This is a genomic window from Chelatococcus sp. KU-N122 (genome assembly GCF_055391085.1).
Genome location: NZ_AP043981.1, coordinates 2,764,777 through 2,787,730, shown reverse-complemented (window position 1 = coordinate 2,787,730; position 22,954 = coordinate 2,764,777). Strand labels below are relative to the sequence as shown.

General features: G+C 69.6%; 22 protein-coding genes. 8 read left to right on the top strand and 14 right to left on the bottom strand.

The features are described 5' to 3' along the window. Nucleotides 1-224: 224 nt before the first annotated feature. Complete coding sequence (locus tag ACZ5PO_RS12540; RefSeq protein WP_464193837.1) at nucleotides 225-1,856, bottom strand: amidohydrolase; 1,632 nt, start codon at nucleotides 1,854-1,856, stop codon at nucleotides 225-227. A 105-nt stretch (nucleotides 1,857-1,961) separates the two neighbouring features. Here ACZ5PO_RS12540 and ACZ5PO_RS12535 point away from each other — a divergent pair, with 105 nt between their 5' ends. Continuing rightward, complete coding sequence (locus ACZ5PO_RS12535) at nucleotides 1,962-2,765, top strand: alpha/beta fold hydrolase (RefSeq protein ID WP_464193835.1); 804 nt, start codon at nucleotides 1,962-1,964, stop codon at nucleotides 2,763-2,765. A gap of 19 nt (nucleotides 2,766-2,784) precedes the next feature. Here ACZ5PO_RS12535 and ACZ5PO_RS12530 read toward each other — a convergent pair whose 3' ends face one another. After that, on the bottom strand, nucleotides 2,785-3,189 hold the full coding sequence (locus ACZ5PO_RS12530; RefSeq protein ID WP_464193833.1) for a RidA family protein: 405 nt from the start codon (nucleotides 3,187-3,189) through the stop codon (nucleotides 2,785-2,787). Between the two features lie 65 nt (nucleotides 3,190-3,254). Beyond that, nucleotides 3,255-3,755: a 3-hydroxyanthranilate 3,4-dioxygenase gene (locus tag ACZ5PO_RS12525; protein ID WP_464193831.1), complete on the bottom strand. Its 501-nt coding sequence runs from the start codon at nucleotides 3,753-3,755 to the stop codon at nucleotides 3,255-3,257. 87 nt (nucleotides 3,756-3,842) lie between these two features. Here ACZ5PO_RS12525 and ACZ5PO_RS12520 point away from each other — a divergent pair, with 87 nt between their 5' ends. Continuing rightward, nucleotides 3,843-4,934 carry a GntR family transcriptional regulator gene (locus ACZ5PO_RS12520; RefSeq protein ID WP_464193829.1) on the top strand — a complete coding sequence of 364 codons (1,092 nt, stop codon included), beginning with the start codon at nucleotides 3,843-3,845 and terminating at the stop codon, nucleotides 4,932-4,934. Between the two features lie 31 nt (nucleotides 4,935-4,965). On the opposite strand, the gene ACZ5PO_RS12515 is transcribed toward ACZ5PO_RS12520, so the two are convergent. Further along, nucleotides 4,966-6,522: an amino acid permease gene (locus ACZ5PO_RS12515; protein ID WP_464193827.1), complete on the bottom strand. Its 1,557-nt coding sequence runs from the start codon at nucleotides 6,520-6,522 to the stop codon at nucleotides 4,966-4,968. Here ACZ5PO_RS12515 and ACZ5PO_RS12510 point away from each other — a divergent pair. The 3 genes from ACZ5PO_RS12510 (at nucleotide 6,521) to ACZ5PO_RS12500 (ending at nucleotide 8,877) form a co-directional block, all read left to right on the top strand. Continuing rightward, nucleotides 6,521-7,231 carry a hypothetical protein gene (locus ACZ5PO_RS12510; protein ID WP_464193825.1) on the top strand — a complete coding sequence of 237 codons (711 nt, stop codon included), beginning with the start codon at nucleotides 6,521-6,523 and terminating at the stop codon, nucleotides 7,229-7,231. The two genes, ACZ5PO_RS12515 and ACZ5PO_RS12510, sit on opposite strands and share 2 nt — an antisense overlap. Then, nucleotides 7,228-7,923: a KTSC domain-containing protein gene (locus ACZ5PO_RS12505; RefSeq protein WP_464193823.1), complete on the top strand. Its 696-nt coding sequence runs from the start codon at nucleotides 7,228-7,230 to the stop codon at nucleotides 7,921-7,923. Before ACZ5PO_RS12510 ends, ACZ5PO_RS12505 begins: the two co-directional genes overlap by 4 nt. 153 nt (nucleotides 7,924-8,076) lie before the next feature. Further along, complete coding sequence (locus tag ACZ5PO_RS12500) at nucleotides 8,077-8,877, top strand: phosphodiesterase (RefSeq protein ID WP_464193821.1); 801 nt, start codon at nucleotides 8,077-8,079, stop codon at nucleotides 8,875-8,877. An 18-nt stretch (nucleotides 8,878-8,895) separates the two neighbouring features. Here the strand turns inward: ACZ5PO_RS12500 and ACZ5PO_RS12495 are convergent, their stop codons facing one another. Beyond that, nucleotides 8,896-10,119 (bottom strand): LLM class flavin-dependent oxidoreductase, encoded by a 1,224-nt coding sequence (locus ACZ5PO_RS12495; protein ID WP_464193819.1) that lies wholly within the window; start codon nucleotides 10,117-10,119, stop codon nucleotides 8,896-8,898. A 240-nt stretch (nucleotides 10,120-10,359) separates the two neighbouring features. Here ACZ5PO_RS12495 and ACZ5PO_RS12490 point away from each other — a divergent pair, with 240 nt between their 5' ends. Continuing rightward, complete coding sequence (locus ACZ5PO_RS12490) at nucleotides 10,360-10,746, top strand: nuclear transport factor 2 family protein (protein WP_464193817.1); 387 nt, start codon at nucleotides 10,360-10,362, stop codon at nucleotides 10,744-10,746. Nucleotides 10,747-10,948: 202 nt separating this feature from the next. On the opposite strand, the gene ACZ5PO_RS12485 is transcribed toward ACZ5PO_RS12490, so the two are convergent. Next, complete coding sequence (locus ACZ5PO_RS12485) at nucleotides 10,949-11,896, bottom strand: NAD(P)H-dependent flavin oxidoreductase (protein ID WP_464193815.1); 948 nt, start codon at nucleotides 11,894-11,896, stop codon at nucleotides 10,949-10,951. Nucleotides 11,897-11,977: 81 nt separating this feature from the next. On the opposite strand from ACZ5PO_RS12485, the gene ACZ5PO_RS12480 reads away from it, so the two are divergent. Further along, nucleotides 11,978-12,376 (top strand): GFA family protein, encoded by a 399-nt coding sequence (locus ACZ5PO_RS12480; RefSeq protein ID WP_464193813.1) that lies wholly within the window; start codon nucleotides 11,978-11,980, stop codon nucleotides 12,374-12,376. Here the strand turns inward: ACZ5PO_RS12480 and ACZ5PO_RS12475 are convergent. The 4 genes from ACZ5PO_RS12475 to xth all read right to left on the bottom strand — a co-directional run bounded on the left by ACZ5PO_RS12475 (nucleotide 12,373) and on the right by xth (nucleotide 16,649). Further along, nucleotides 12,373-13,314, bottom strand: coding sequence for an alpha/beta hydrolase family protein (locus ACZ5PO_RS12475; RefSeq protein ID WP_464193811.1), 942 nt, complete (start codon nucleotides 13,312-13,314; stop codon nucleotides 12,373-12,375). The genes ACZ5PO_RS12480 and ACZ5PO_RS12475 overlap by 4 nt on opposite strands. A 5-nt stretch (nucleotides 13,315-13,319) precedes the next feature. Continuing rightward, entirely contained in the window at nucleotides 13,320-14,582 is a 1,263-nt protein-coding gene (locus ACZ5PO_RS12470) for an MFS transporter (RefSeq protein ID WP_464193809.1), read from the bottom strand. A 107-nt stretch (nucleotides 14,583-14,689) separates the two neighbouring features. Next, complete coding sequence (locus ACZ5PO_RS12465; protein WP_464193807.1) at nucleotides 14,690-15,616, bottom strand: LysR substrate-binding domain-containing protein; 927 nt, start codon at nucleotides 15,614-15,616, stop codon at nucleotides 14,690-14,692. Between the two features lie 214 nt (nucleotides 15,617-15,830). Beyond that, the gene (gene xth / locus ACZ5PO_RS12460; protein WP_464196816.1) at nucleotides 15,831-16,649 is read right to left on the bottom strand and encodes an exodeoxyribonuclease III; all 819 of its coding nucleotides are present in this window, start codon (nucleotides 16,647-16,649) and stop codon (nucleotides 15,831-15,833) included. A 170-nt stretch (nucleotides 16,650-16,819) separates the two neighbouring features. Here xth and ACZ5PO_RS12455 point away from each other — a divergent pair, with 170 nt between their 5' ends. Beyond that, complete coding sequence (locus ACZ5PO_RS12455) at nucleotides 16,820-17,962, top strand: thiolase family protein (RefSeq protein ID WP_464193805.1); 1,143 nt, start codon at nucleotides 16,820-16,822, stop codon at nucleotides 17,960-17,962. Nucleotides 17,963-18,074: 112 nt separating this feature from the next. Here ACZ5PO_RS12455 and ACZ5PO_RS12450 read toward each other — a convergent pair whose 3' ends face one another. The 4 genes from ACZ5PO_RS12450 to ACZ5PO_RS12435 all read right to left on the bottom strand — a co-directional run bounded on the left by ACZ5PO_RS12450 (nucleotide 18,075) and on the right by ACZ5PO_RS12435 (nucleotide 22,651). Then, nucleotides 18,075-18,941 (bottom strand): sigma-70 family RNA polymerase sigma factor, encoded by an 867-nt coding sequence (locus ACZ5PO_RS12450; RefSeq protein WP_464193803.1) that lies wholly within the window; start codon nucleotides 18,939-18,941, stop codon nucleotides 18,075-18,077. A 129-nt stretch (nucleotides 18,942-19,070) separates the two neighbouring features. Further along, nucleotides 19,071-20,291 carry an ABC transporter substrate-binding protein gene (locus tag ACZ5PO_RS12445; RefSeq protein ID WP_464193801.1) on the bottom strand — a complete coding sequence of 407 codons (1,221 nt, stop codon included), beginning with the start codon at nucleotides 20,289-20,291 and terminating at the stop codon, nucleotides 19,071-19,073. A gap of 118 nt (nucleotides 20,292-20,409) precedes the next feature. After that, entirely contained in the window at nucleotides 20,410-21,966 is a 1,557-nt protein-coding gene (locus tag ACZ5PO_RS12440; RefSeq protein ID WP_464193799.1) for a sensor histidine kinase, read from the bottom strand. Nucleotides 21,967-21,979: 13 nt separating this feature from the next. After that, the gene (locus tag ACZ5PO_RS12435; RefSeq protein ID WP_464193797.1) at nucleotides 21,980-22,651 is read right to left on the bottom strand and encodes a response regulator; all 672 of its coding nucleotides are present in this window, start codon (nucleotides 22,649-22,651) and stop codon (nucleotides 21,980-21,982) included. Nucleotides 22,652-22,954 lie beyond the last annotated feature (303 nt).

Sequence of the window (22,954 nt, the reverse complement as noted above, 5' to 3'; positions counted from 1 at the left end):
CCTCTCTTCGACGCCCCCCTCACCCGCCTTGCGCTGGCGCGCAAGGCGACCTCTCCCCGCAAGCGGGGCGAGGTACGCAGTTGGACCCGTAGTGCCCCGTGCTGCGCTGGCTCGAACCGTCGAGTTTCGGCGCAGAGCCGCGCGAGCATTTCCGCGTTACTGCGCGATTGCGTCCGAGCCCGAAGAAGTTCGTAGCTCAGCCGCTGCCTTCGACAACGCGCAGATCAGAGGTTGTCGTGACCGAAGACGATACGTCCGCCCACGATCGTCGCGACCGCCGAGATATCCTTCACCTCCGCTTCGGGCACGGTGAGGATATCGTCGGACAACACCGCGAGATCTGCCAGCTTGCCGACCTCGATCGACCCCTTGACCTGCTCGGCAAAGGCGTAGCGCGCCGCCGCGCTGGTATAGAGGCGGATGGCCTCTTCCCGGGAGATCCGCTCGCCCGCTCCATAGGTCTCGCCGCGCGCGTCGGCGCGCGTGATCATGATGGCGATGTTGATGAAGGGATTGAGCGGGTTGATGGGGTAGTCCGTCCCCGCCCCGACGCTGTCGGGCCCCATGATGTCGAGCATTGCGCGCGCCGGCATGACGCTGTCCGCATTCTCCTGCCCCAGGAAGCGGGCGATCGTGGCCGCCTTGGTCCACAGGAAGGGCGCCTGGATGTCGGCGCGGACGCCGAGCCGTCGCGCCCGCCGCATCTGGTCGGGCCGCATCAGGCTGGCGTGGATGATGGTGAAGCGCTTGCCGCCGATGCTGCGCGCTCGATCGGCCGCCTCGTAGGCATCCAGCACCTGATCGATGGCGGCGTCGCCGACCGCGTGGATGCCGACGCGCCAGCCGTGGCGATGGGCGGCGATGACGAAGGCCTCGAGCTGCGCGGGTGCGATGACGCATTCGCCCCGATAGGCTGGATCATCCGGATAGGGCACCCGCATCGCCGCGGTGCGCAGCGTCATGCCGCCGTCGACCTGAAGCTTCGCGCCGGCGTAGGCGAGCCACTCGTCGTTGAACGCCGCCACCTCGCCCACCGCTTGCAGGGCGCGCTCCCAGTCCGCGACCGGGATCGACGGGCTCAGCTCGCCCGTGGGTGTGAACATGACGCCGACGCGCAGCGTCGCCTCGCCGCGGGCGCGGACCTGATCGTAGGCGTCCACGTCGGCGGGCGACACGGCCCCGCTGATCGCGCTGGTGATGCCGAAGCCGTTGAAATAGCGCATGGCCTCCCGGAGCTGCGCGATCCGTGTCTCGCGCGACCAGGACGGCACCACCTGCTCGATCAACCGCTCCGCCGCCTCCGCGAATACGCCGTCGGGCTCCCGGGTGGCGTCGATGCGGTGGATGGTCCCGCCCGGCGGGTCGGGCGTCTCCTCGCCGATCCCGGCCAGCCGCATGGCGGCGCTGTTGGCCATGGTGAAGTGGCCCGCCGGCAGATAGACGGGATGATCGGGCGCGACGGCATCGATCTCCCGGGCGGTGAGAAAGCGCTTCTCCGCGAGCTGCGACGGCGGATGCCAGAGCTGGCCTCGCACCCAGTCGCCACGCGCCGTCCGCGCCGCCATGTCGGCGATCCGCTGCAAGGCGTCGGCGACATCGCGGACGCCGTCGAAGGACACCGTGTAGGCGGCGAGGCCGGCCGCTTCCACGTGGCAATGCGTGTCGAACAGGCCGGGCAGGACCGTCCGGCCACGAAGATCGATCTCGCGGGTCCCTTCCGTCCGCAGCGCGCGGATCGCGCCCGTCGCGCCGACGGCGCTGAAGACCCCCGCCTCGATCGCAACCGCCTCGGCGATCGAGAATGCGTCGTCGGCGGTAACGACCTTGCCGTTGGTGAGGATCAGATCGGGTTGCATGGTTGAGCCTCGGCCTGTTCGATGGGTCAGCACAAAGCGGCTTGCACTGCAGTTCATGTCACGCAATAATTTCGACTGTCAATCAAAGTTTCGAAATTATTGCAGATGACTCAGTTTCGCCACCGGACCGTCGTCGTTGACCGCTGCCGCACCAGCGTGTGGGAGGGCGGGCACGGCCGGCCGCTGCTGTTCCTGCACGGCTCGCAGGGCGTGCCGAAGCCGGCAGCCGCGCTCGAGGCGCTCTGCCGCCGCTTTCGGGTGCTCGCACCGGAACATCCCGGCTTCGGCCTCAGCGAGACGCCGGCGTGGCTCGCCAACATCCACGACGCCGCCTATTTCTACCTGGATCTCCTGGCGCACTTCGACCTCGTCGGCGTGCACGTGGTGGGACAGGCGCTGGGCGGCTGGATCGCCGTCGAAGCGGCCGTTCGCAGCACTGAGCGCATGGCGAGCCTGACGATCGTCGGCGCGCCGGGCCTGCGGCCGCCGGAGGCTGCGCCGATCGACGTGTTTTCCATGTCGGATGAAGAGCTCGTGCCGTATCTGTTCCAGGTGCGTGGGCTGGTATCGGCCGCCCTGGCCGGCATCCGCGAGGCCGATGCCGGCCAGCGCAAGCTTCAGGACAAGAACAGGCGCACGCTGGCTCGCCTGGCCCGGCGGCCGTTCTTCCACGACCCGCACCTGCACAAGTGGCTGCACCGCATCACGCTGCCGACGCTGGTCATGTGGGGCGCGCAGGACCGGGCCGTGCCGGTGGAGATCGGCCGCGCCTATCACGCTGCCATCGCCGGTTCGAAGATGGTGCTGCTCGACGCGTGCGGGCATCTTCCCCACGTCGAGCAGCCCGCCGCCTATCTCGATGCGCTGACGGGCTTCATCGACAATGTTGCGGCGGGCGAGTCCGGCTGATCGGCACCGCCATCGCCGTTCAGTCGATCACGGCGATGCAGTCGATTTCGATATTCACGCCCGCCCGGTGCGGCGTGGCGCCGACGCAGGTGCGCGTGACCTTCTCCCCGTCGAGCACCTCCCTGAACACCTCGTTGAACCGCGGGAAGTCGGCCACGTCGCGCAGGATGACGCGCATGTTCACGACATCGGCGAGGGTCGCGCCGCCGGCCTCCAGGACATTGATCAGGTTCTGCAAGGTCCGGCGGGTCTGCACCTCGATGTCGCCGACCACCACGGCCTTCGTGTCCGGATCCAGAGGCCCCTGGCCGGACACGAAGAGGACATTGCCGGCGCGGATGGCCTGGACGATCGGCGGCGGCTTCCGCGCGTCCGTGAACCCGGTCGTCGGCGCCGACTTGGAGGTAATGATCTGCTTTGGCACGGTGGGTCCTCCCCTTTGCACGAGCGAAACGAACAGGTCTGCCGCGGATCCGCCCCGAATGGCTCTCAGGGCCTGGGCATGATGTGTCCGCAAGACTTGCAGGTGCGGAACTCTTCGCTGTCAAAGAACCGCTGGTAGGCGGCGGACACATGATCCTTGCCGTAATCGGCGATCACCGCCCGCTCTTCGTGCAGGAAGGCGTCGCACGCCGGGCAGAACCATTGGAAACGGTCCACCTCTCCCTCGCGGCGGCCGCGCTCGACGATCAGCGCAAAGGCGTCGGGCGGGAACCGCGGCGAGTGAGGGACGTTGCCCGGCATGTAGTTGGTCGAGCCTTCCGGAATGACGATGACGTCTTCCTTGCCCTCCGGCGTACGGTAATGGAGGTGCATGGTGCCCTTGATCATATAGGTCAGTTCGTCGCTTTCGTTGATGTGGAACTCACTGCGATATTCGCGGCCGCGGGCCACGAAGGCGAGCGATTCCGGTTGCTGCCAGAGCACCTTGACCCGCTTGCCGCTCTCGCCGAGCTCGGCCGCGACGTGGAGCAGGTCGACCACAGGCATGTCTTTCATGGATCATAACCTCCATTGAATCCGGCCCGGCGGCCAGGGGCTGTCGCCGTGAGCCCCGTCATTTGAAACCTTCACAGCATGAAGTCAATTTCGAAATTTTTACACATCTCTACGCCGGCGAGCGGCGCCCCGCCGAACCGCGCGGCGGGTCTGCCAATCGATGGCGGCGAGCGAGCCGCGCGAGCGCCGACAGCGACGCCTCTCCCGTCGCCCGAAAATGAGAAATTCCGCCGATTTGCGAATTTTTCGGGCAACGTGCATACCTCCGTCGTTGCTGCCGCGGGTGGAGTTGCCATATGGTCGCACGCCTGGACGCAGCCGGTCGAATGCGGGTGGACAATAATGAAGACGATGGATTGGGGCCCGGTGCTGCGTGTCGGCCGCGACAAGACCCCCAAGACCCTGACCGAGGAAACGCTCGAGCGTTTGCGGCACGACATCATCTCTGGAGTGTTCACGGCCGGCGAGAAGGTCAAGTCCGAGGATCTCAAGCAGCGCTATCAGGTCGGCACCAGCCCCATCCGCGAGGCCCTGTTCCAGCTCGTCAGCGACGGGCTGGTCCGTTCCGACGGGCAGCGGGGCTTTCGCGTGGCCGAGCTGCGGGAGGATGAGCTGCTGGATATCGCCGACTGGCGCGCCCGGCTTGAATCGGAAGCACTGCGCCGCTCGATCGCCGCCGGCGGCGTGGACTGGGAAGCCCATGTCGTCGCCGCCTTCCACAAGCTGAAGCGGGTGGAGCGGAATGCCCAGCTCAGCGCGGCGGAGGCCGCCGACCTGTGGGAGGATTGCCACCGCGAATTCCACTTCGCGCTCTACGGCGCCTGCGAGTCGCCGTGGCTGCTGCGATTTTGCGAGCTGCTCATCGAGCACGGCGAACGGTATCGCCGCGCCTACATCAAGTACCCGCGCATATCCCGGTCGATCACCCTGGAGCACCAGCGCATTTTCGACGCCGCGATCGCCCGGGACGCGCCGCTCGCCGTGCGCGTGCTGGAGGAGCACATCCGCCATGCGGCCGAGCTCGCCCTGAAGCACGCGACCCGACGCAGTGCGGCTGAGCCCGCTGCGCCCGCAACACCGCGACGGCGCAAGACGCCGGAGGCAGCCGCGCCGCAACCGCGCAAGGCCGCCGCGCCGGCGCGCCGCGGGCCGCGGCGTCCGTCCGCCTGACCGGCCACGTCGGGAAGCGGCCGCGGCGACGTCAGACGCCTGGCGCCGGCGGCACGACCGTGCGAAGCCCATCGTGGCTGCCGCCGCCCATGCCACGGCCGACGTGGCTGCGGGAGCGGCCGTAGAGCGCGTAGGCCACCAGGCCCGCCGCCCCCCAGCCCGGCAGCACCAGGATCGAGACCCAGTCGAGCGAGGCATAGAGGTAGACGCAGCCCGCGATGGCGAGCGGCGCCACCAGCCAGGCCGCCGGCGTCCGGAACGGGCGACGGCGGCCTGGATCGCGACGGCGCAGCACGAGCACGGCGACCGCCACCAGGGCAAAGGCGAACAGGGTGCCCGAGTTGGAGAAGTTGGCGAGCTGGCCGACCGGGGCCAAGGCCGCGAAGGCGGTGCAGAACAGGCCGGTGACCAGGGTCACCACGTGCGGCGTGCGGTAGCTCGGATGCACCGCGGCGAACCGCCGGGGCAGCAGCCCGTCCCGCGCCATCACGAAGAAGATGCGGGTCTGGCCGTAGATCATCATGAGCACGACCGACGGCAGCGCGACGGTCGCCGCAAGGGCCAGCACATTGCCGGCGCCGGGCCAGCCGGCGACGCGCAGGATGTGCGCCAGGGCTTCGTTCGAGCAGGCCAGCGGTTCCAGCCCGCCGGCGGCAACGAGCGCCTTGCAGCGGGCGGCAAGCTCCGGCGTGCCCGGCTCCAGCAGGTGGCCGGCGCCGTCCAGCACCGGCTGGGCGCCGAGCGGCGAGCCGATGGTGGCCACGGCGACCAGCAGGTAGAACAGCGTGCAGACGGCGAGCGAGCCGATCAGCCCGATCGGCACGTTGCGCTGCGGATCGCGCGTCTCCTCGGCGGCGGTCGAGACGGCGTCGAAGCCCACATAGGCGAAGAAGATCGACGCGGCGGCACCCGCGACGCCGGGAACGCCCGCCGGCATGAACGGCACGAAGTTCGCCCGCTGCGCCGCCGGCAGCGCGATGAGGAGGAACAGGATCAGCGCGGCGACCTTGATGGCGACGAGGACGGCATTCACCCGCGCGCTTTCCCGCGTGCCGACGATCAGCAGCCAGGTGATGGCGAGCGACAGGCCCGCCGCGGGCAGGTTGACGATGCCGCCGTCGGCCGGACCCGCCGCGAGCGCCTCGGGCAGAACGATGTCGGGCAGACCGGGCACGAAGCTGGAGAGGTGGGCCAGCAGCCCGGTGAAATAGCCGGCCCAGCCGACCGCCACTGCGCTCGCGCCCAGGGCGTATTCGAGGATCAGCGCCCAGCCGACCATCCAGGCGAGCGGCTCTCCCAGCACCGCATAGGTATAGGTGTAGGCGGAGCCCGCCACCGGCACCATGGCGGCAAACTCGGCGTAGCAGAGCGCGGCGACGCCGCAGACGAAGGCGGCGATGACGAAGCTCAGCATCATGCCCGGACCAGCCCGCTGCGCCGCCTCCGCGGTGAGCACGAAGATGCCGGTGCCGATGATGGCGCCGATGCCGAGCAAAGTGAGCTGGACGGCGCCGAGGGAGCGGTGCAGCGCGTGCCGCTCCGCCGTTGCCAGGATCGCGCTCAGCGGCTTCACGCGGTCGAAGATCATGGGCAAGCCCCCGTCGTGCCGCGACCTGGCCGTTGAGAAGGCCACACGCCATGTCCCGGCGGCAATTGGCGTGCCACCGCGCCCTCCGCGAGCGGCAGCCGTACGCCTGGGAGGATTCGACGGGCAGATCTTGCCGGCGGGCGCGAAGGTGGCCGTCGTCTCCTCAAAGCCCGAAGCGGTGCGCAAGATCGCCGACGCCGTCGGCAAGCGCTTCCAGCACGCCACGCGGGTCGTCGCCGGAGAGCCGGCTGTGGCGCGCCGCCGGCGAGCCGCAAAAGCGGTCATCAACGAGGCAGCGTTCGAACCTGATGCGCGGGGCCGCGCCCTGCTTGCCGGTGTCCGCATCGCCCAGCAGGACCTGCAGGACGCCGGCGGCGCCTACAACCTGGACGAGATCAGGACTCTGATGCATGGCGTGTCGCGTCAGGCGGTGGACAAGCGGGTGCAGGAGGGCAGCCTGCTGGCGGTTCCCGGCCCGAGCAATCGCCGCAGCTATCCGACACTCCAGTTCAATCGCGATGGCTCGATCGTGTCCGGCCTGAAGGAGGTCCGCGAGGCGCTGCCGACGCGCAATGCGTGGGCCATCCTCAATTTCCTCGCCCGCCCGGACGCACGGCTCGGCGGCCGCCATCTGATCGACCTGTTGAAGTCGGGCGACGTCGACCTCGTGGTCGAGGCCGCACGCCGCTACGGCGAGCAGGGTGCGTGACGGCACTCCTGCCGCCCGGCGATCTCCACCATCGCGAGCCCGAGCTGACGCCGATCCCCTCGGGTGCCGATCTGCACCGCTTCTACACGGCGGCGTACGATCCGATCCATTTCGACCGATCGCCGAGCGGGCGCTTCAACGCGCCTGACGGTTCATACGGCGTCCTCTATGCCGCGCGCACGATCGCTGGCGCCTTCGCCGAGACCTTCCTCCGCGCGCCCGGGCGCACCCTGATCGATACGGATTTCCGGAGCCGGTGCGGTCGCGGCACTATCCTGACCAGAAGCCTCTCCGGCCTATATGATCGTCGACGCCCATGTCCCCGGACCGGATCGATGCCGATCTTCAATTCATCAGCCGTCAGGCGCGCCGAGTACGACCCCGACACCCGTATCCTCAAGATCTGGTTTGCCGGATCGGGCGGGCCATACGACTATTTCGACGTGCCTCAACACATCTTCGACGAGCTGTGCCAGGCGCCGTCCAAAGGCCGCTACGTCAACGAGCACATCCGGGACCTGTATAGCACCGAACGACAGGCGGGCCGCGAGACGCGGGACCGCGCGCCCGGCCCGCCGGCCCCTTCGCTGATGAGCCAGCTGCGCGACTCGATCGGCGCGAGCGAAGGAGCAGCGAACGCGCCCTCCCAAGGACCGCCCTTCCCTCGGCGGTCCCTGCCCCGGCGACGGTGAGAACGGCGGCCGGTCGAGCATCGATCGGGCGGGGCCTCACCGCAGGTGGTCATTGAGACTAGACCTGGGCCGAAATCTGCATATCAACCCGATCATGACGGACATCGCCGAGCTGGGATCGAAGCGCGTGGCCAGGATATCCGCGGAGGGCCGATGCCCATGCTGATCGCGCAACTGTCGGACCTGCACCTCTGCGACGAGGGTGCGCTCTACAACGGCGTCGTGTCGACCAACGACATGGCCCGCAGCGCCGTGGCCCACGTCAACGCCCTCGCACCCGCTCCCGATCTGGTGGTGCTCACGGGCGATATCACCGAGCACGGCACAGCGTCGGAGTACGCCGTAGCCCATCAGGTCCTGGGCGGGCTTCGGGCGCCGCTCTACATGATCCCCGGCAATCACGACGACCGCGACACGCTGCGCGCCTGCTTCCCGTCGCACCGCTACATGCCGTCGGAGGGGCCCATCAACTTCGCGCTCGGCGGCGGCGCGGTCCGCATCGTCGCCATCGACGTCACCGTGCCCGGGGCTCACCACGGCTATGCCGACGCCTGGACCCTCGCATGGCTGGCGGCGGCGTTGGCCGACGATCCGGTCACGCCGACCATCGTCGCCATGCATCAGCCGCCGTTCGCCTGCGGCATTCCCTATCTCGATCCGTATCGGTGCATGGACACGGACGGTCTGGCGGCGGTGATTCAACGACACGCCAACGTCGAGCGCGTGGTCTGCGGGCACGTCCATCGCAGCATGCACCGGCTGTGGGCCGGCACCCTCGCCGTCACCAGCCCGAGCACAGCCACGCAGATCGCGCTCGATCTCCGCGGCGACGCCGCACCGGCATCCTTTCTCGAGCCGCCCGGCTACCTGCTGCATCATTGGTCGGTGCAGACGGGCCTGATCACGCACCTGGTGCCGATCGGAGACTTCGCCGGCCCGTTCCCGTTTGCCTGAGCAGGCCGGCCGGTTGGCTCACGAAATCAGGAACGCGCCCTTGCCCTCGTCCGTAGCGCGGGGCTCGGCGGCGCCGTCGCCCTTGGCGGCCCGCGCCGCGCTGCGCTCGCGCTCGTGCTTCTCCACCATCAGCCGGGCGGCTTCGGTGCGTAGCTCGGAAAAGGTCTGCGTGTTGCGGCTGACCCAGGCGTAGGAGTCGCGGCGGGCCTGATTGCTGCGGTTGAAGTGCGGGACGACGTAGCGCCGGTAGAGCTCGAAGGATTTCTTCAGCGGCTCGAAGTCGACCATGTTCGAGACGACGGTGAGCATCACGCCGAACTCGCCCTGCTGGGCCTGCAGCTTCTCGATCAGCGCGATGGCGTCGTCGGGCGTGCCGATCACGCCCATGTTGGTCTCGGTCCACCAGTCCACGACGTCCTTGCCCGGCGGCACGTGGAAGCGCGGCATGTTGTTGTTCATGTAGTCGATGTACTTCTGCAGGCCCCAGCGGGCATTGGCGCGCGCCTGCTCGCGGGTCTCGGCGATATGGATCGGCGCCACCAGCCGCAGTCGCTGCGGGTCCATGGTGCGGCCGTGCTCGGCGGCGATCTCGCAGGCCGCCTCCCAATTGCTCCTGAGCACCTTGAAGCCCGGCCCTTCGGCGGCGGCCACGCACAGCATGCCGAGATCGTACTTGCCGGCGAGCCGGCCGCCCGACGGCGTCACCGCGCTCGCCACCACCACCTCCGGATAGGGCTCGGTGAACGGCGCCAGGTGGGCGCGCGCCTCCTTGAGGGAATACCAGTCGGTCTTCTCGGTGACGACCTCGCCCTTGAACAGGCGCAGGATGACGTCGAGGCTCTGCTCCATGCGGTCGCGCTGCACGCGCGGATCGATGTCGAGCATGATGGCGTCGGAGGCGAGCAGGCCCGGCCCTGCGCCGAACATGATGCGGCCGCGCGTCTGGTGATCGAGCTGGATGATGCGGTTCGCCGCCATCAGCGGGTTGTGGTAGGGCAGCGAGATCACACCGGTACCGAAACGGATGTGCTTGGTGCGCTCCGCCGCCGTGGCGATGAACAGCTCGGGCGAGGCGATCGTCTCGAAGCCGGCCGAGTGGTGCTCGCCGATCCAGGCTTCTTCGAAGCCGAGCTTGTCGAGGAACTCCATCAGCGCGAAATCGCGGTCGAGGGCTGCCGCCGGGTTCTCCTCCACCGCGTGGAAGGGGGGCAGAAAGATCCCATGCCTCAACGACCGCGCCATCGACCGACCTCCCGTTCAGCGCCCGCGCAACCGGACCGCGCAGGCCTTTGCAAGGCGGGTAGGGCATTCCGCCAGGGGAGACAAGGTACGGGGCCGCGGGCCGGGCCTGTCGGGACGTCATGCTTCGGCGGCGTCGGGCCCGGCCGTGTCGTCGCGATCGTTGACGCGAACAGGCCGGCCGGACGACAACCGTCGTGGACCGGCCGGGCGGGATGCTTCGGCGCGGCAGGGAGATCGGCCATGAAGCCCGAAACGCTCGACCGCTGGTACGCTTACGTCGCCGACCCCGCTCCGGCAAAGCTCGACGCGCTGCTGGCCGACGACGCGGTGTTCCAGTCCCCGGCCGTCCACGCGCCGCAGGCGGGCAAGGCGCTGGTGGCCAAATACCTCGAAGCCGCGATGGTCGTGCTCAACAACCCCAGCTTCATCTATATCGGCGAATGGGTGGGCGACCGCTCCGCCGTGCTGGAGTTCGAGCTGACGCTCGACGGCATCTACGTCAACGGCGTCGACCTGATCCATTGGAACGACGAGGGGCGCATCACCCTCTTCAAGGTGATGCTGCGGCCGCTGAAGGCGATGAACACGGTGATCCCGCTGATGGCGAAGGAGCTCACCGGGGGGTAGTGCGCTCGCCGCTCCCGCGTCATGGCCGGACTTGATCCGGCCATCCATCCCCTTGAAAAGAAACAAGCAATGGCGTCCGGCCGCCAGGAGTCATTGGCTTCGATGGATGGCCGGGTCAAGCCCGGCCATGACGGCTGACATCGCCGTGTGCATCCATGGGCCGTCGATCCGTCACCACGCCGCGACCGGCCGCCCGCCCGCCTCAGCGGCGGAGCGCCGCCAGCCTGTCGATCTCGCGCCAGAAGCCGGCGACCGTGTCCTCGACGATGTCGCGGACCGACTTGATCTCGTGGATCAGGCCGGCGCTCTCGCCGGCGGCGCCCGAGGTGTTCTCCACGTCGCCCCCGACGTAGAGCTTCTCGAGGACGGACATCGGCGGCAGGGACTCGCGCGTGCCCTCGCTCACGCCTTCCGCATAGGGCGTGCGCAGGCCGCGGGCCCGGGCGCGCGGCGGATTGTCGAGCATGATGGTGCCGGTGATCGGCGCCGCCACGATGGCGTTCTTGTAGTTGACGTGCACCGGGCTTTCCGTCGAGGCGACGAAGCGCGTGCCCATGGTGACGCCCTCGGCCCCCAGCGCGAAGGCCGCCGCCATGCCGCGCCCGTCGACGACGCCACCGGCGGCGACGAGCGGCACCGTCGTCTTCTCCCGCACCGCCTGCAGCAGGGCGAAGCTGTGCACCTCGTCCGGGTTGCGCACGCCGGCGCTCTCCGCCCCCTCGACGATCAGGCCGTCGACGCCGACGTCGACCGCCTTGAGCGCGCCGTAGAGCGTCGCGGTCGCATGGTAGACGGTGACGCCGGCGTCCTTGAGCGTGCGCACGTAACGCCCCGGATCGCCGGCCGACGTGGTGACGAAGTGGATGTTCTGGGCGAGCAGCCAGTCGATGATCGCCTTCTCCTCCTTGGGGTCGTCCTTGAGGTAGCGAACGGGCAGGTTGACGCCGAAGGGCTGGTTGGTGGCGGCGCGGATGGCGTTGAACTCCCGCGTGGTCATGGCGAGGTTGCGCGAGGTGCTTTCCAGCAGCCCGAAGGCCCCCGCCGCCGAGACGGCCGACACCAGCGGCGCCCGTGCGATCCACGTCATCGGCGACTGGAAGATCGGATAGCGGGCGCGCGTATGCGCCACGACGCGGTTACCCTCGAACATGTCGGCGTCCACCCTTGTTGTCTCGCTTGCTGCTGCCTCCCACATTCCGCGGTGCAGCGCCAGCAACAATGGGAAAACGTCATGCTGACCGGTGGCTGTTATTGCGGGCAGGTGCGCTACCAGGCGGACGCGCGCCCGTTTCACGGGACAGTCTGCCATTGCGCCGATTGCCGCCGCATCGTCGGGGCGGCGTCCGTCGCCTGGTTCAGCGTTCCGCGCGCCGCCTTCCGGCTGAGCGGAGCGGAACCGGCGAGCTTCCGCTCGAGCCCGCCGGTGACGCGGCGCTTCTGCGGCGGCTGCGGCACGGCGCTCACCTATGAGCGCGACGACCTGCCGGACGAGATCGACGTGACCACCGCAAGCCTCGACGATCCGGATTTGGCGGCGCCCGCGGACCACACATGGACGGCGGAGAAATTGCGCTGGGTTGCGCTGGGCGACGGCCTACCGGTCTTCCCGGGGCCGCGCACCACGGGCTAACCGACCGCTGCCGCGAGACCGCCCTCGGCCGCCGCTCCGCGCTCCGGTAGCAGAGCGGTCGCGACCGGCCACGGAACGATGCCGTTGCGGAGCCACAGCAGCGTCTCACGCCAGAAGCCGTCGCGATGGCGCGAATGGAACAGGCTGAAGTGGCCGATCGTCTCGAAGCCGAGGTCTGAAGGCTTCAGCACCACCAGCTTGCGGTCGCTGCCGCGGTAATAGGCGAGCGTGCGGGCGATGGCCTGCGGCGTGCCGAACTCGTCGTCGGTCAGGCCGACGGCGAGGATCGGCGCCGTCACCGCTGCGAAGCGGTCCAGGATCGTCTGGCGCTCCCGGGACGGGTAGCTCCATTCGAAGCGCATGCGGCGCCGGCACCATTCGAAGGCCACGCCGGCGGGCAGGTCCTCGAGCCATCCCAGGCGCTTGCCCGGCAGGTAGCCGAGCGCCGCGGTGATCGCCGGCATGGCCAGGTGCCACTTGAGCAGCAGCCGGGTGCGATCGGCGGCGGCGTAGTCACGCCAATAGGCGTACTGCGCGCCCATCGTCAGCATGCGGTCGACGTGGACCGCCGCAGGGGCGAAGCCCACCAGCATGCCGCCGATGCTGTGACCTACCACCAGCAGCCGGCCGTGCGGATCACGCTCCTTGGCCCAGGTCGCCACCGCATCGAAATCCAGCTCGCCCCAGTCGCGCCAGCGGATGCCGCTGCCCCGCAGCCGCGGCGGCCGCGATGCGCCGATGCCGCGGTAGTCGTAGGTGATCACGGCGAAGCCATGCTCGGCGAGGAAGCGCGCGTAGGGGTGATAGTAGCGGGCGAGCACGCCGGTGGCCGCGTTGACGATGACGGTGCCCGAGGCGCTCCGCGGCTCCCCGCCCCAGAGCTGGCCGCCGAGCCGATAGCCGTCGCGGCAGGTGATGGTGATGGTCTGCTGGTCCATGGGCGTCAGGCGCTCGCGGGCACGGCTTGCGGCGGCGCGCGCCAGGACGAGCCGTCGCCCGGCTGGTCCTTGATGGCGAAGTGAAGCAGCGCCGCCACCAGCCCGGCCGCCGCCGTCGCCGCCCAGATCCAGGTGTACGACCCGGTCGCATCGAAGACGACGCCGCCGAGCCAGGCGCCGAGGAACGAGCCGACCTGATGGCTGAGGAAGCAGACGCCGAATAGGGTGCCCAGGTGGCGCAGGCCGAAGAACTTGGCCACCAGCCCGCTGGTCAGCGGTACGGTGCCGAGCCAGGTCAGCCCCATGACGGCGGCGAAGACGACCACCGACGCTGGCGACGTGGGCAGGAGCAGGAAGACCGCGATGGCGCCGCCCCGGATCAGGTAGAGCCAGCCCAGCACGTACTGCTGGCGGAAGCGGCCGCCAAGCCAGCCGCAGGCCCAACTGCCGGCCATGTTGAACAGGCCGATCAGCGCCAGCGCGGTGGCGCCGAGCGCCGGCGGCATGTGGCAGAGCGTCAGGTAACCCGGCAGGTAGGTGGCGATGAAGGCGAGCTGGAAGCCGCAGGTGAAGAAGCCGAGCGTCAGCAGCCGGAAGCCCGGATGCCGGGCCGCATCGGCCAGCGCCTCGCCGAGCGGCACGGCGGCAGGCCCCTCCCCTGAGGCGGAGGCATCGCGGCGGTCGAGCAGCAGGCCGAAGGGGGCGGCCAGCAGCACGATGACCGCGAGGACGAGCAATGACGCGGTGAGCCCGGCCAGCTGGTTGGCGGTCTGGGCGACGGGCACCATCAGCACCTGGCCGAGCGAGCCGCCGGCGCTGGCGATCCCCATGGCCATGCTGCGCTTCTCGACAGAGATGGCCCGCCCGACCGCGGCCAGCACCACGCCGAAGCTGGTGCAGCTGATACCGATGCCGACGAGCACGCCGATGCCCGCGATCAGCATCGCGCCCGACCCCGCAACGGCCGCGAGGGCGAGGCCGGCGGCGAGGGCGACGGCGCCGAAGCCAACGACGGGCGCCGCGCCGTAGCGGTCGGCGGCCGCCCCGGCGAAGGGCTGTGCCAGGCCCCAGACCAGATTGTGCAGGGCGATCGCCAGCGCGAACTGGGTGACCGGGATGGCGCGCTCGAGCGCGAACGGCGCGAGGTAGAGCCCGAACGTCTGACGCACGCCCATGGCGGCGCTGAGAATCAGTGCGCCGGCGACCATCACGAGGGTCGCGTTGCTCACCATGGGCGCGGAGCGTCTGGTCGTGGATGCCAAGGCCATCGGGCCCTCCTTTGCCGGCGACCATGGCAGAGCCGCGCCGGCGACGGCAAAGGAGAAGGTTTTGACGATGGATGAAGGATCTTCATCCGAGCGCGCGCCGCAGCCGCTCATGGCCGGCCCGCACCGGCCGCCGCGGCGTCCGCGTCGGAGACCTGCGCCTCCTTCAGCAGCCAGGCCTTGAACGCCCGCAGGTCGGCACGCTGGTCGGCGCCGTCGGCGCACACCAGCCAGTAGGCCGTCTCGCCGCCGATCGGCGCCGCCGCCGCCTCGACCAGGGCGCCGCTGGCGAGCTCCCGATCGACCAGCGGCCGGCGGCCGAGCGCCACGCCGAGGCCGGCGGCGGCGGCCTCGAAGGCCAGGTGGAATTCGTCGAAGCGCAGGCCTCCGGCCGTTCCGGCCTCGCCCATCCCATGGGCGTCGAACCAGGCCTGCCAGTCCTCGCTCGCGGTCACGACATGGATCAGCGTAGCGCGGCCGAGGTCGACCTGCCCGGCCGCATCGATCAGCCGGTCCCGGTAGGCCGGGCTGCACACCGGCACGAGCCGTTGATCGAGCAGCCGTGTCCAGCGCGCGCCGGTGGCCGGCGCCCGGCTCAGGCGGATGGCGAAGTCGAAGCCGTCCACGGGAAAGCCCACCTGCCGGTGCGAGGTGTCGACCGTCACGCCGACCTGCGGCCAGCGGCTCTGGAAGCGATGCAGACGCGGCAGCAGCCAGCGCGAGGCGAGCGTCGGCGCGCAGCTCACCGCCACGGTGCGGTTGCCGCGGCCGGCCGGCAGGCGCTGCGTGCCGATGGCGATCAGCGACAGGGCTTCCGAGACGTAGGGCAGATAGTCCGCGCCCGCCGCGGTGAGCGACAGCGTGCGGCCGTTGCGCGCAAACAAGGTGACGCCGAGCGCCTGCTCCAGGCCGACGATGCCGTGGCTCACGGCGCTCGGCGTTACGTTGAGCTCGGCTGCGGCGAGCTTGAAGCTCTCGTGACGCCCCGCGGCTTCGAAGAAGCGCAGGGCCGGCAGCGGGGGAAGACGAAGCGCCATCGTAGACCTGTCGGTCGAGCATGTCGCCATGGGATGGCACCATCCAATGGCGGAGACATGCTCACAACTCTTTGAATCTGGAATGCTCGCGTGCAGCCCCGGCTCGACTCCCCTTCGTCTTGGCTGGGCTCCCTCTCATCTACCCGGAATATCGGGTGAAGGGACACCCCCTCGGGCTACGTGGGCCCAGCTCGTGAATCGCAGGCCGCGCCAATCATGGCGCGGGGCGCCGGGCCCGCCGTGCTGTCCGGGGCTTGGCGCCCCCGTCGAGCTCGATCCAGGCCGGCGCGTGGTCGCTGGCCTTCTCCCAGCCGCGCACCTCGCGATCGACGCCGGCCGCCGCAAGGCGATCGGCAAGCGCCGGGCTGAGCAGCAGGTGGTCGAGGCGCAGCCCGGCATCGCGGCCCCAGGCGTTCCGAAAGTAGTCCCAGAAGGTGTAGACGCGCTCGCCCGGATGCAGCGCGCGTATCGCGTCGGTCCAGCCTTGCGCAAGGAGGCGCCGGTAGGCGGCGCGCACCTCGGGCCGGTACAGCGCGTCACCCTCCCAGCGCTCCGGCTTGTAGACGTCGAGATCGGTCGGCATGACGTTGAAGTCGCCAACGAGGGCGACAGGCGCGCCCGTGGCCAGAAGGTCGGCAGCGTGGGCGATGAGGCGCTCGAACCAGCCGAGCTTGTAGGCGAACTTGGGGCCCGGCGCCGGATTGCCGTTCGGCAGATAGAGGCAGGCGACGAGGACGCCGCGCACCGCCGCCTCGATGTAGCGGCCGTGCGCGTCCTCGGCATCGCCGGGCAGCTCGCGACGCGTCTCCAGCGGCTGGGTACCGCGCGCCAGGATGGCGACGCCGTTCCAGCTCTTCTCGCCCTGCCAGACGGCGCCGTAGCCGGCCGCCTCCAGCGCCCGGTGCGGAAACTTGTCCTGGGAGGCCTTCAGCTCCTGCAGGCAGACCACATCCGGCTCTGCCTCGGCGAGCCAGCGCAGCAACACCGGCAGGCGCCCGTTGATGCCGTTGACGTTGAAGGTCGCGATTTTCATCGGGAGAGGAATGCGGCGGGTTGGCGGATTGAGGTTGCCGTCGACGCCTACGATCACTCAGCGGTCGCTGTTCTTGCAATAGTGTATATACACTATTATGTCGCTGTTGGGCCGTGAGCCCGGCCTCGGCCGCGACGGCGTCACGCCCTGCAACAGGAGAGGTCACGCTGATGAGCCAAGCCGTCATTGCGGGTTATGCCCGCACCCCGTTCCACTTCGCCCGAAAGGGCGCGCTGATCGGCGTGCGGCCGGACGATCTGGCGGCGACTGCCATCAAGGGCCTGGTCGAGCGCACCGGCGTCGATCCCCGCGCCATCGACGACGTCATTCTGGGCTGCGCCTATCCGGAGGCCGAGCAGGGCAGCAACGTCGCCCGCATCGCGCTGCTGCTGGCCGGCCTGCCGATCGAGGTGCCCGGCATGACCATCAACCGCTTCTGCGGCTCGTCCATGTCGGCCATCCACGTGGCGGCCGGGCAGATCGCCATCGGAGCGGGCGAGGCCTTCATCTGCGGCGGCTTGGAATCCATGACGCGGGTGCCGCAGGGCGGCTTCAACGCCTCGCCCAATCCCCGCTTCAGCGGGCCCGACCCGGTGATCGACGCCTACATCTCCATGGGCGAGACCGCCGAGAACGTGGCCGAGCGCTACGGCGTCACCCGCGCCGAGCAGGAGCAACTGGCCTTCGCCTCGCAGCAGAAGGCGGCCGAGGCCCAGGCGACGGGGCGCCTGACCGATGAGATCGTGCCCGTGGCCACCCCCGACGGCGTGGTCGACGCCGACGGCTGCCTGCGCCCGCAGACCACGCTGGAGGGGCTCGCCGGTCTCAAGCCCGCCTTCCGCCCCAACGGCAGCGTCACGGCCGGCACCGCCTCGCCGCTCACCGACGGCGCCTCGGCGGTGCTGGTGTGCAGCGAGGCCTATGCCCGCGCCCACGGCCTCGACATCCTGGCCCGCATCCGTTCCGTCGCTTCGGCCGGCTGCCCGCCGGAGATCATGGGCATGGGCCCGGTGCCGGCAACCCTGAAGGCGCTGGAGCGCGCCGGCCTCACCATCGACGACATCGACGTGGTCGAGATCAACGAGGCGTTCGGCAGCCAGGCCGTGGCCTGCCTGCGCGAGCTGAATATCCCGGACGACAAGGTCAACCTCGACGGCGGCGGCATCGCCATCGGCCATCCTTTGGGCGCGACCGGCGCCCGCATCACGGCCAAGGCGGCGCAGATCATGAAGCGCCAGGGCAAGCGGCTCGCCCTGTCCACCCAGTGCGTCGGCGGCGGCCAGGGCGTGGCGACCGTCCTGGAAGCGGTGTGACCTCGGGCCTCTCAGAGCGCAGCCTACGATTGCGGTGTGGCGACGCCGCGGCCGCGCACCTCGCCCCGCCTGCGGGGAGAGGGTACGCGCCGGCCCGCCGCCGCACACTCCGTCAGTGCACCGCGTCGGCGAGATGGCGCAGCTTGTCCGGGTTGCGCACCACGTAGACGGCCTTGATCCGGCCGTCCTCGATGGCCAGGGCGGTCGTCTGCAGGGTGTCGCCCTCGATGGTGATGAAGCCCGGCAGGCCGTTGATGGTGGCGTAGCGCACCATCCGCGACATCGTCCGGGCAAACGCATGGGCCAACGTCGCGTGGAAGGCCATGACGTCGTCGAGGCCCTCGATCGGCCTGTTCGCCGCCGGCTTCTTGCCGCCGCCATCGGCCTGGATCACCACGTCGGCGGCGAGCAGCGCGCGCAGGCCGTCCATGTCGCCGCTGCGCGACGCCGCGAAGAAGGCCGCGGCGATCTCCAGCCCGCGCTGCTTGGGCACCTCGAAGCGCGGGCGGGCGGCACGCACATGGGTGCGCGCCCGGCTGGCGAGCTGGCGGCAGGCCGCCGGCTCGCGCCCGATGGTCTCGGCGATCTCGTCGAAGCCGATGCCGAAGACGTCGTGCAGCAGGAAGGCGGCGCGCTCCAGTGGCGTCAGCCGCTCCAGGGCCAGCAGCAGCGGCAGGGTCACGTCCTCGTCGACCTCTTCCTCGGTCGCCTCGACTACCGGCTCGGGCAGCCAGGGCCCGACATAGGTCTCCCGCCGCCGCCGCGCCGACTTCAGCTGGTCGAGGCAGAGCCGCGTCACCACCCGGCGCAGGAAGCCCTCCGGCTCCCGCACCGCGGCGCGATCGGCGGCGAACCAGCGGATGAACGCCTCCTGCACCACGTCCTCCGCATCGGCGACCGAGCCCAGCATGCGGTAGGCGATGCGCGTCAGCTTCGGCCGCAGTGGATCGAAGGTCGCGACGGCGTCCGTACTCGACATCCCCGTCACACCCGGCATCCGGCGCAGGCGAACGGTCTCGGTCGTGTCGGCATCGTCTCTTTCCTCCTGCCTGCGGCCGATCCCAACAACAGGACGAGACAGGTGCGCCGGATGTGACATGGCGCCGGGTCAGCGCGCCTTGATCCACGGCGGGCTGACGAAGGTCTCCGTGTTGTAAGGCTCAGGCGCGATCAGCGCGAGGTCCCGGCGCAGGTCGCGGACCTGGTAGAACAGGTGCGGCAGGCCGAGCGAGGGGTCGTGGGCGACGTCCGGGTAGGGCACCGCCGCCTGCCACTCCGGGTGGTAGCGGATGATGCCGGCGACGCCGCGATAAATGGTCTGGCGCAGGGCCTGCGCCACCTTGCGGTTCTGGACGAAGTCCCCCGGCGCGCCGGAGCCGCCGGCGATGGAGGCGGCGATGGCGTAGTGGTGCATCGCCCCATAGGGCTGGCAGCCGACCTGCGGCGTCGAGCCGTCGCCGAAGCGGGCGAAATAGCGGTGAGCGAAGCGCTGGCCCATGTCGTCGCGCAACAGCCCGATGACGGTGCTGACGATGACGCCGACGCCCTTCTCCTGCGCGATGTCGATGAACGACTGGTGCATGGCGCCGTACTGCAGGTAGACGACGGCGTCGATCGGGCTCTCCATGAACTGCAGCTGGAAGTGCGCCAGGTCGCCGGCGTAGAAATGGGTGTTGACGACCACGGCCGGGTTGACGGCCCGCACCTCGGCCAGCACCGCGCGCCAGTCGGTGGTGGGCGTCTCCACGATCCGCGGCCCCAGCGCCACGCGCCAGCCGAACTGCGAGGCGACGCTCGCCATCGCGTTGGCGATGACGATGCTGTAGGGCTTCGAGCCCGACACGATGGCCATGCGGTCCGACGCGGGCCGCCACTGCCCGCTGTCCCTGAGCCACGAGATGAACTTGATGAAGCCCTGGCCGTACCAGTAATCGGCCGGGTCGCCCATGAAGCAGCCGAAGTAGCGCTCGGGATCGCTCGTCACCGTGTCGTGGTGCTGCAAGAGCGTGTTGTGGTGGATGTAGATGATGCCGGCATCGGCGATCGGCTCGTACTCGGAGTTCTGCGGGCCGATGTTGTAGCCGTTGATGATGGCATGGACGCCGTGCGTCTCGATCAGCCGCCGCGTCGCCGCCACCACCTCCTCGGCCGACTGGCTGCCCGTGTCGGCGAACACCGGCCGGAGCGGCCGGCCCAGCAGGCCGCCGCGCGCGTTGATCTCCTCGATGGCGAGCACGATGCCCTTGCGGAACTCCGCCCCATCAGCCGCCGACGGCCCCGTGAGCGGCACCATGCTGCCGATCGGGATGGGGGATGCGCCCTCCGACATGGTCGAGCCCCTTGCGGTCAGAGCATGATCCCAAACCGTGGATACCGGTCTTGGACAAGATCATGCGGACAATAAAGACGTGGAACAGGATGATGCTTCGAAGAGACATCACCCTGTTCTAGAGCGGTGAGCTGGGCGGCGGCACCGCCGCCAGCCGCGGTTCGAACAGCAGATTGTGCATCAGCACGCGCAGCCGCGGCGGGCTGACCGGCTTGATCAGGATAGGCAGGCCGGCCTCGCGGACGTGGGCGACCACGCGCGGCTCGGTGTCCGCCGTCACCACGATGGCCGGGATGGCGAGCCCCGCCTTGCGCCGGATCGCCGCGACGATGTCGACGCCGGTGCGCCGCTTCAAGGTGTAGTCGGCGATGATGAGCCGGGGCGGCCGCCCCTCGGGCAGCTCGCGCAGGGCCGTCGCCTCGTCCGTGGCGGTGTGGACCTCGATGCCCCACCGCTCCAGCAGTTGCTTCATGGTCTGGCGCAGGACGTCGTCGTCCTCGATCAGCAGCACGCTGGTGCCGACGAACTCGCCGCCGATGGTCTCGCTGATCTCCGGCTCACCCATGTCGCTCAACCAAACATTGCCGATGGGCACCGTGACGGTGAACGCCGAGCCGTGGCCCGGGGCCGAGCGCAGCGCGATCGGATGGCCGAGCAGGTCGCCGAGGCGCCTGACGATGTTGAGGCCGAGGCCGAGCCCGGTCTTCTGGCGGCGCGCGCCGTCGGGGATGCGGTAGAACTCGTCGAAGATGCGCGCCTGGTGCTCGGGCTCGATGCCGCGGCCGGTATCGACCACCTCGATGCGCAGGGCGCGGCCGGCGCGACGGCAGCCCACCAGGACGCCGCCCACCTCGGTGTAGCGGATCGCGTTGGCCAGCAGGTTGCTCAGGATGCGCTCGAGCAGCGCCCGGTCGGTGGTGACTGTGCTGCGGGTCGCGGCGAAGCGCAGCTCGAGGCCCTTCTCCTGTGCCTGGTGGCGGAATTGGATGGCGAGCCGCTCGAACACCTGGGCGAGCTGGAACGTGGTCACCCGTGGCTGGATACGGCCGGCGTCGAGCTGGCCGATCTGCAGCAGCGCCCCGAGCAGGTCCTCCATGACCGAGGCGGCGATGTCCATGGCGTGCAGCATGTCGGCCCGGTGCTCCGGATCCTGCTCCGCCATGCAGCCGTAGATGAGGATCTTCAGGGTGGCGAGCGGCTGCCGGAGATCGTGGTTGGCGGCCCGCAGGAAGCGGGACTTGGCCTCATCCGTCGCTTCCGCCGCCTCCTTGGCGCGGCGCAACGCGTTCTCGCTGCGCTTCACCGCCGTGACGTCGTTGAGCGTGGTGACCATGCCGCCGGCATCGATGGCGCGCTGGACGACGTCGACGGTGCGGCCGTCGGCAAGCACGAACTCGCTGCTCTTGTCGGTGCCGAAGTCCGCGTCCTCCTGGGCGATCCAGTCGTCGACGCCGCCGGGCAGCATCCACTCGTTGGAGCGCCCGACGAGGCGCAGGAAGTCCACGAACGGCATGCCGTCCCGGATGGCGACACCGGACGGGTTCAGCGCCTCGCGGAAGGCCCGGTTGCAGTAGGCGAGCCGCCGTTCGCCGGTCCAGATCGCAATCCCGGCCGGAATCGCGTCGAGGCCGGTTCCGACCGTCCTGAACAGATCGTCGGCGCCTCGGTCCGTCACACGGTTCGATCCTTCACTGCCGGCCGCCCGGCGCGGCCTCGTTGGCCAGGCTGATCGCGTAGTGGATGGCGGCGGAGCGGTCGCGCAGGCCGAGCCGCTTCATCAAATTGCTCAAATGGACCCGGACGGTCTGGCTGCTCAGGTCGAGATCTTCGGCGATCCGCTTCACCGAATAGCCGCGCCCGAGCAGCGACAGCACATCGCGCTCGCGGGCAGTCAGGCTGTCGTAGGCGCCGGCCGGGGGCGTCGGCGGCTCGACCGCCGGGCGCGGGCCGCCGGCGCCGGCCGAGCGTTCGATGATACGCCGCGGGAACGACACCTCGCCCGCCAGCACCCGTTCCAGGGCCCGCTCGATCTCGGGGCCGGCGGCCGATTTGGGGATGTAGCCGATGACGCCCTGCTCGACCGAGCGCAGCACGTGCTCGAGGTCCTCGTGCACGGACACGACGACCACCGGCACGTTGGGGAACTGCTCGCGTATGCGTTGGAGGCCGGCGAACTCGTCGAAGCCGGGCATGACCAGATCGACCAGCACCAGGTCGATGTCGGGATGGGCGAGCAGGGTCGCGATCGCCTCGCCGAAGGTCTCGGCCTCGTAGGCGTCGAGCGTCTGTCGGAGCCGCCGCATCACCTGCTTGAGCGACTCGCGAACCATCCAGTGGTCATCGGCGATCAATATCTTCATCGCGTTTAGCTCGAATGGCGCCTGTGGGCGGACGCTGGCGGTCCTCTGCCTCGGGCGCGTCTTTTCGCTTGCCGCCGCTGGTGACGCAACCCGCCGGCCTCGGACCCCTGCGAAGGCACCAGCCAAGCCTGCAAATCGTCTAGACACATCAGCTATATCCGAGCGCGAACACCGCGCACAGCCTTACTTTAAGGCGATATTTCAATACTGACGCCTCATTGTCGTGCAGCGTTGTGCGCTGCAAACGCGCAGGCAACCGCCTAAAATAGTCTCGCATCGCCTTCTAAACACCCTTGACCGTCG

Bases quoted from the DNA above. Each gene is read 5' to 3' on its own strand.
- ACZ5PO_RS12450 (WP_464193803.1), bottom strand. From the start codon at position 18,941: ATGTCGAGTACGGACGCCGTCGCGACCTTCGATCCACTGCGGCCGAAG.
- ACZ5PO_RS12535 (WP_464193835.1), top strand. From the start codon at position 1,962: ATGACTCAGTTTCGCCACCGGACCGTCGTCGTTGACCGCTGCCGCACC.
- ACZ5PO_RS12435 (WP_464193797.1), bottom strand. From the start codon at position 22,651: ATGAAGATATTGATCGCCGATGACCACTGGATGGTTCGCGAGTCGCTC.
- ACZ5PO_RS12470 (WP_464193809.1), bottom strand. From the start codon at position 14,582: ATGGCCTTGGCATCCACGACCAGACGCTCCGCGCCCATGGTGAGCAAC.
- ACZ5PO_RS12510 (WP_464193825.1), top strand. From the start codon at position 6,521: ATGGGCAAGCCCCCGTCGTGCCGCGACCTGGCCGTTGAGAAGGCCACA.
- ACZ5PO_RS12465 (WP_464193807.1), bottom strand. From the start codon at position 15,616: ATGGCGCTTCGTCTTCCCCCGCTGCCGGCCCTGCGCTTCTTCGAAGCC.
- ACZ5PO_RS12540 (WP_464193837.1), bottom strand. From the start codon at position 1,856: ATGCAACCCGATCTGATCCTCACCAACGGCAAGGTCGTTACCGCCGAC.
- ACZ5PO_RS12485 (WP_464193815.1), bottom strand. From the start codon at position 11,896: ATGTTCGAGGGTAACCGCGTCGTGGCGCATACGCGCGCCCGCTATCCG.
- xth (WP_464196816.1), bottom strand. From the start codon at position 16,649: ATGAAAATCGCGACCTTCAACGTCAACGGCATCAACGGGCGCCTGCCG.
- ACZ5PO_RS12475 (WP_464193811.1), bottom strand. From the start codon at position 13,314: ATGGACCAGCAGACCATCACCATCACCTGCCGCGACGGCTATCGGCTC.
- ACZ5PO_RS12480 (WP_464193813.1), top strand. From the start codon at position 11,978: ATGCTGACCGGTGGCTGTTATTGCGGGCAGGTGCGCTACCAGGCGGAC.
- ACZ5PO_RS12495 (WP_464193819.1), bottom strand. From the start codon at position 10,119: ATGGCGCGGTCGTTGAGGCATGGGATCTTTCTGCCCCCCTTCCACGCG.
- ACZ5PO_RS12515 (WP_464193827.1), bottom strand. From the start codon at position 6,522: ATGATCTTCGACCGCGTGAAGCCGCTGAGCGCGATCCTGGCAACGGCG.
- ACZ5PO_RS12500 (WP_464193821.1), top strand. From the start codon at position 8,077: ATGCCCATGCTGATCGCGCAACTGTCGGACCTGCACCTCTGCGACGAG.
- ACZ5PO_RS12445 (WP_464193801.1), bottom strand. From the start codon at position 20,291: ATGTCGGAGGGCGCATCCCCCATCCCGATCGGCAGCATGGTGCCGCTC.
- ACZ5PO_RS12490 (WP_464193817.1), top strand. From the start codon at position 10,360: ATGAAGCCCGAAACGCTCGACCGCTGGTACGCTTACGTCGCCGACCCC.
- ACZ5PO_RS12520 (WP_464193829.1), top strand. From the start codon at position 3,843: ATGAAGTCAATTTCGAAATTTTTACACATCTCTACGCCGGCGAGCGGC.
- ACZ5PO_RS12455 (WP_464193805.1), top strand. From the start codon at position 16,820: ATGAGCCAAGCCGTCATTGCGGGTTATGCCCGCACCCCGTTCCACTTC.
- ACZ5PO_RS12525 (WP_464193831.1), bottom strand. From the start codon at position 3,755: ATGCCTGTGGTCGACCTGCTCCACGTCGCGGCCGAGCTCGGCGAGAGC.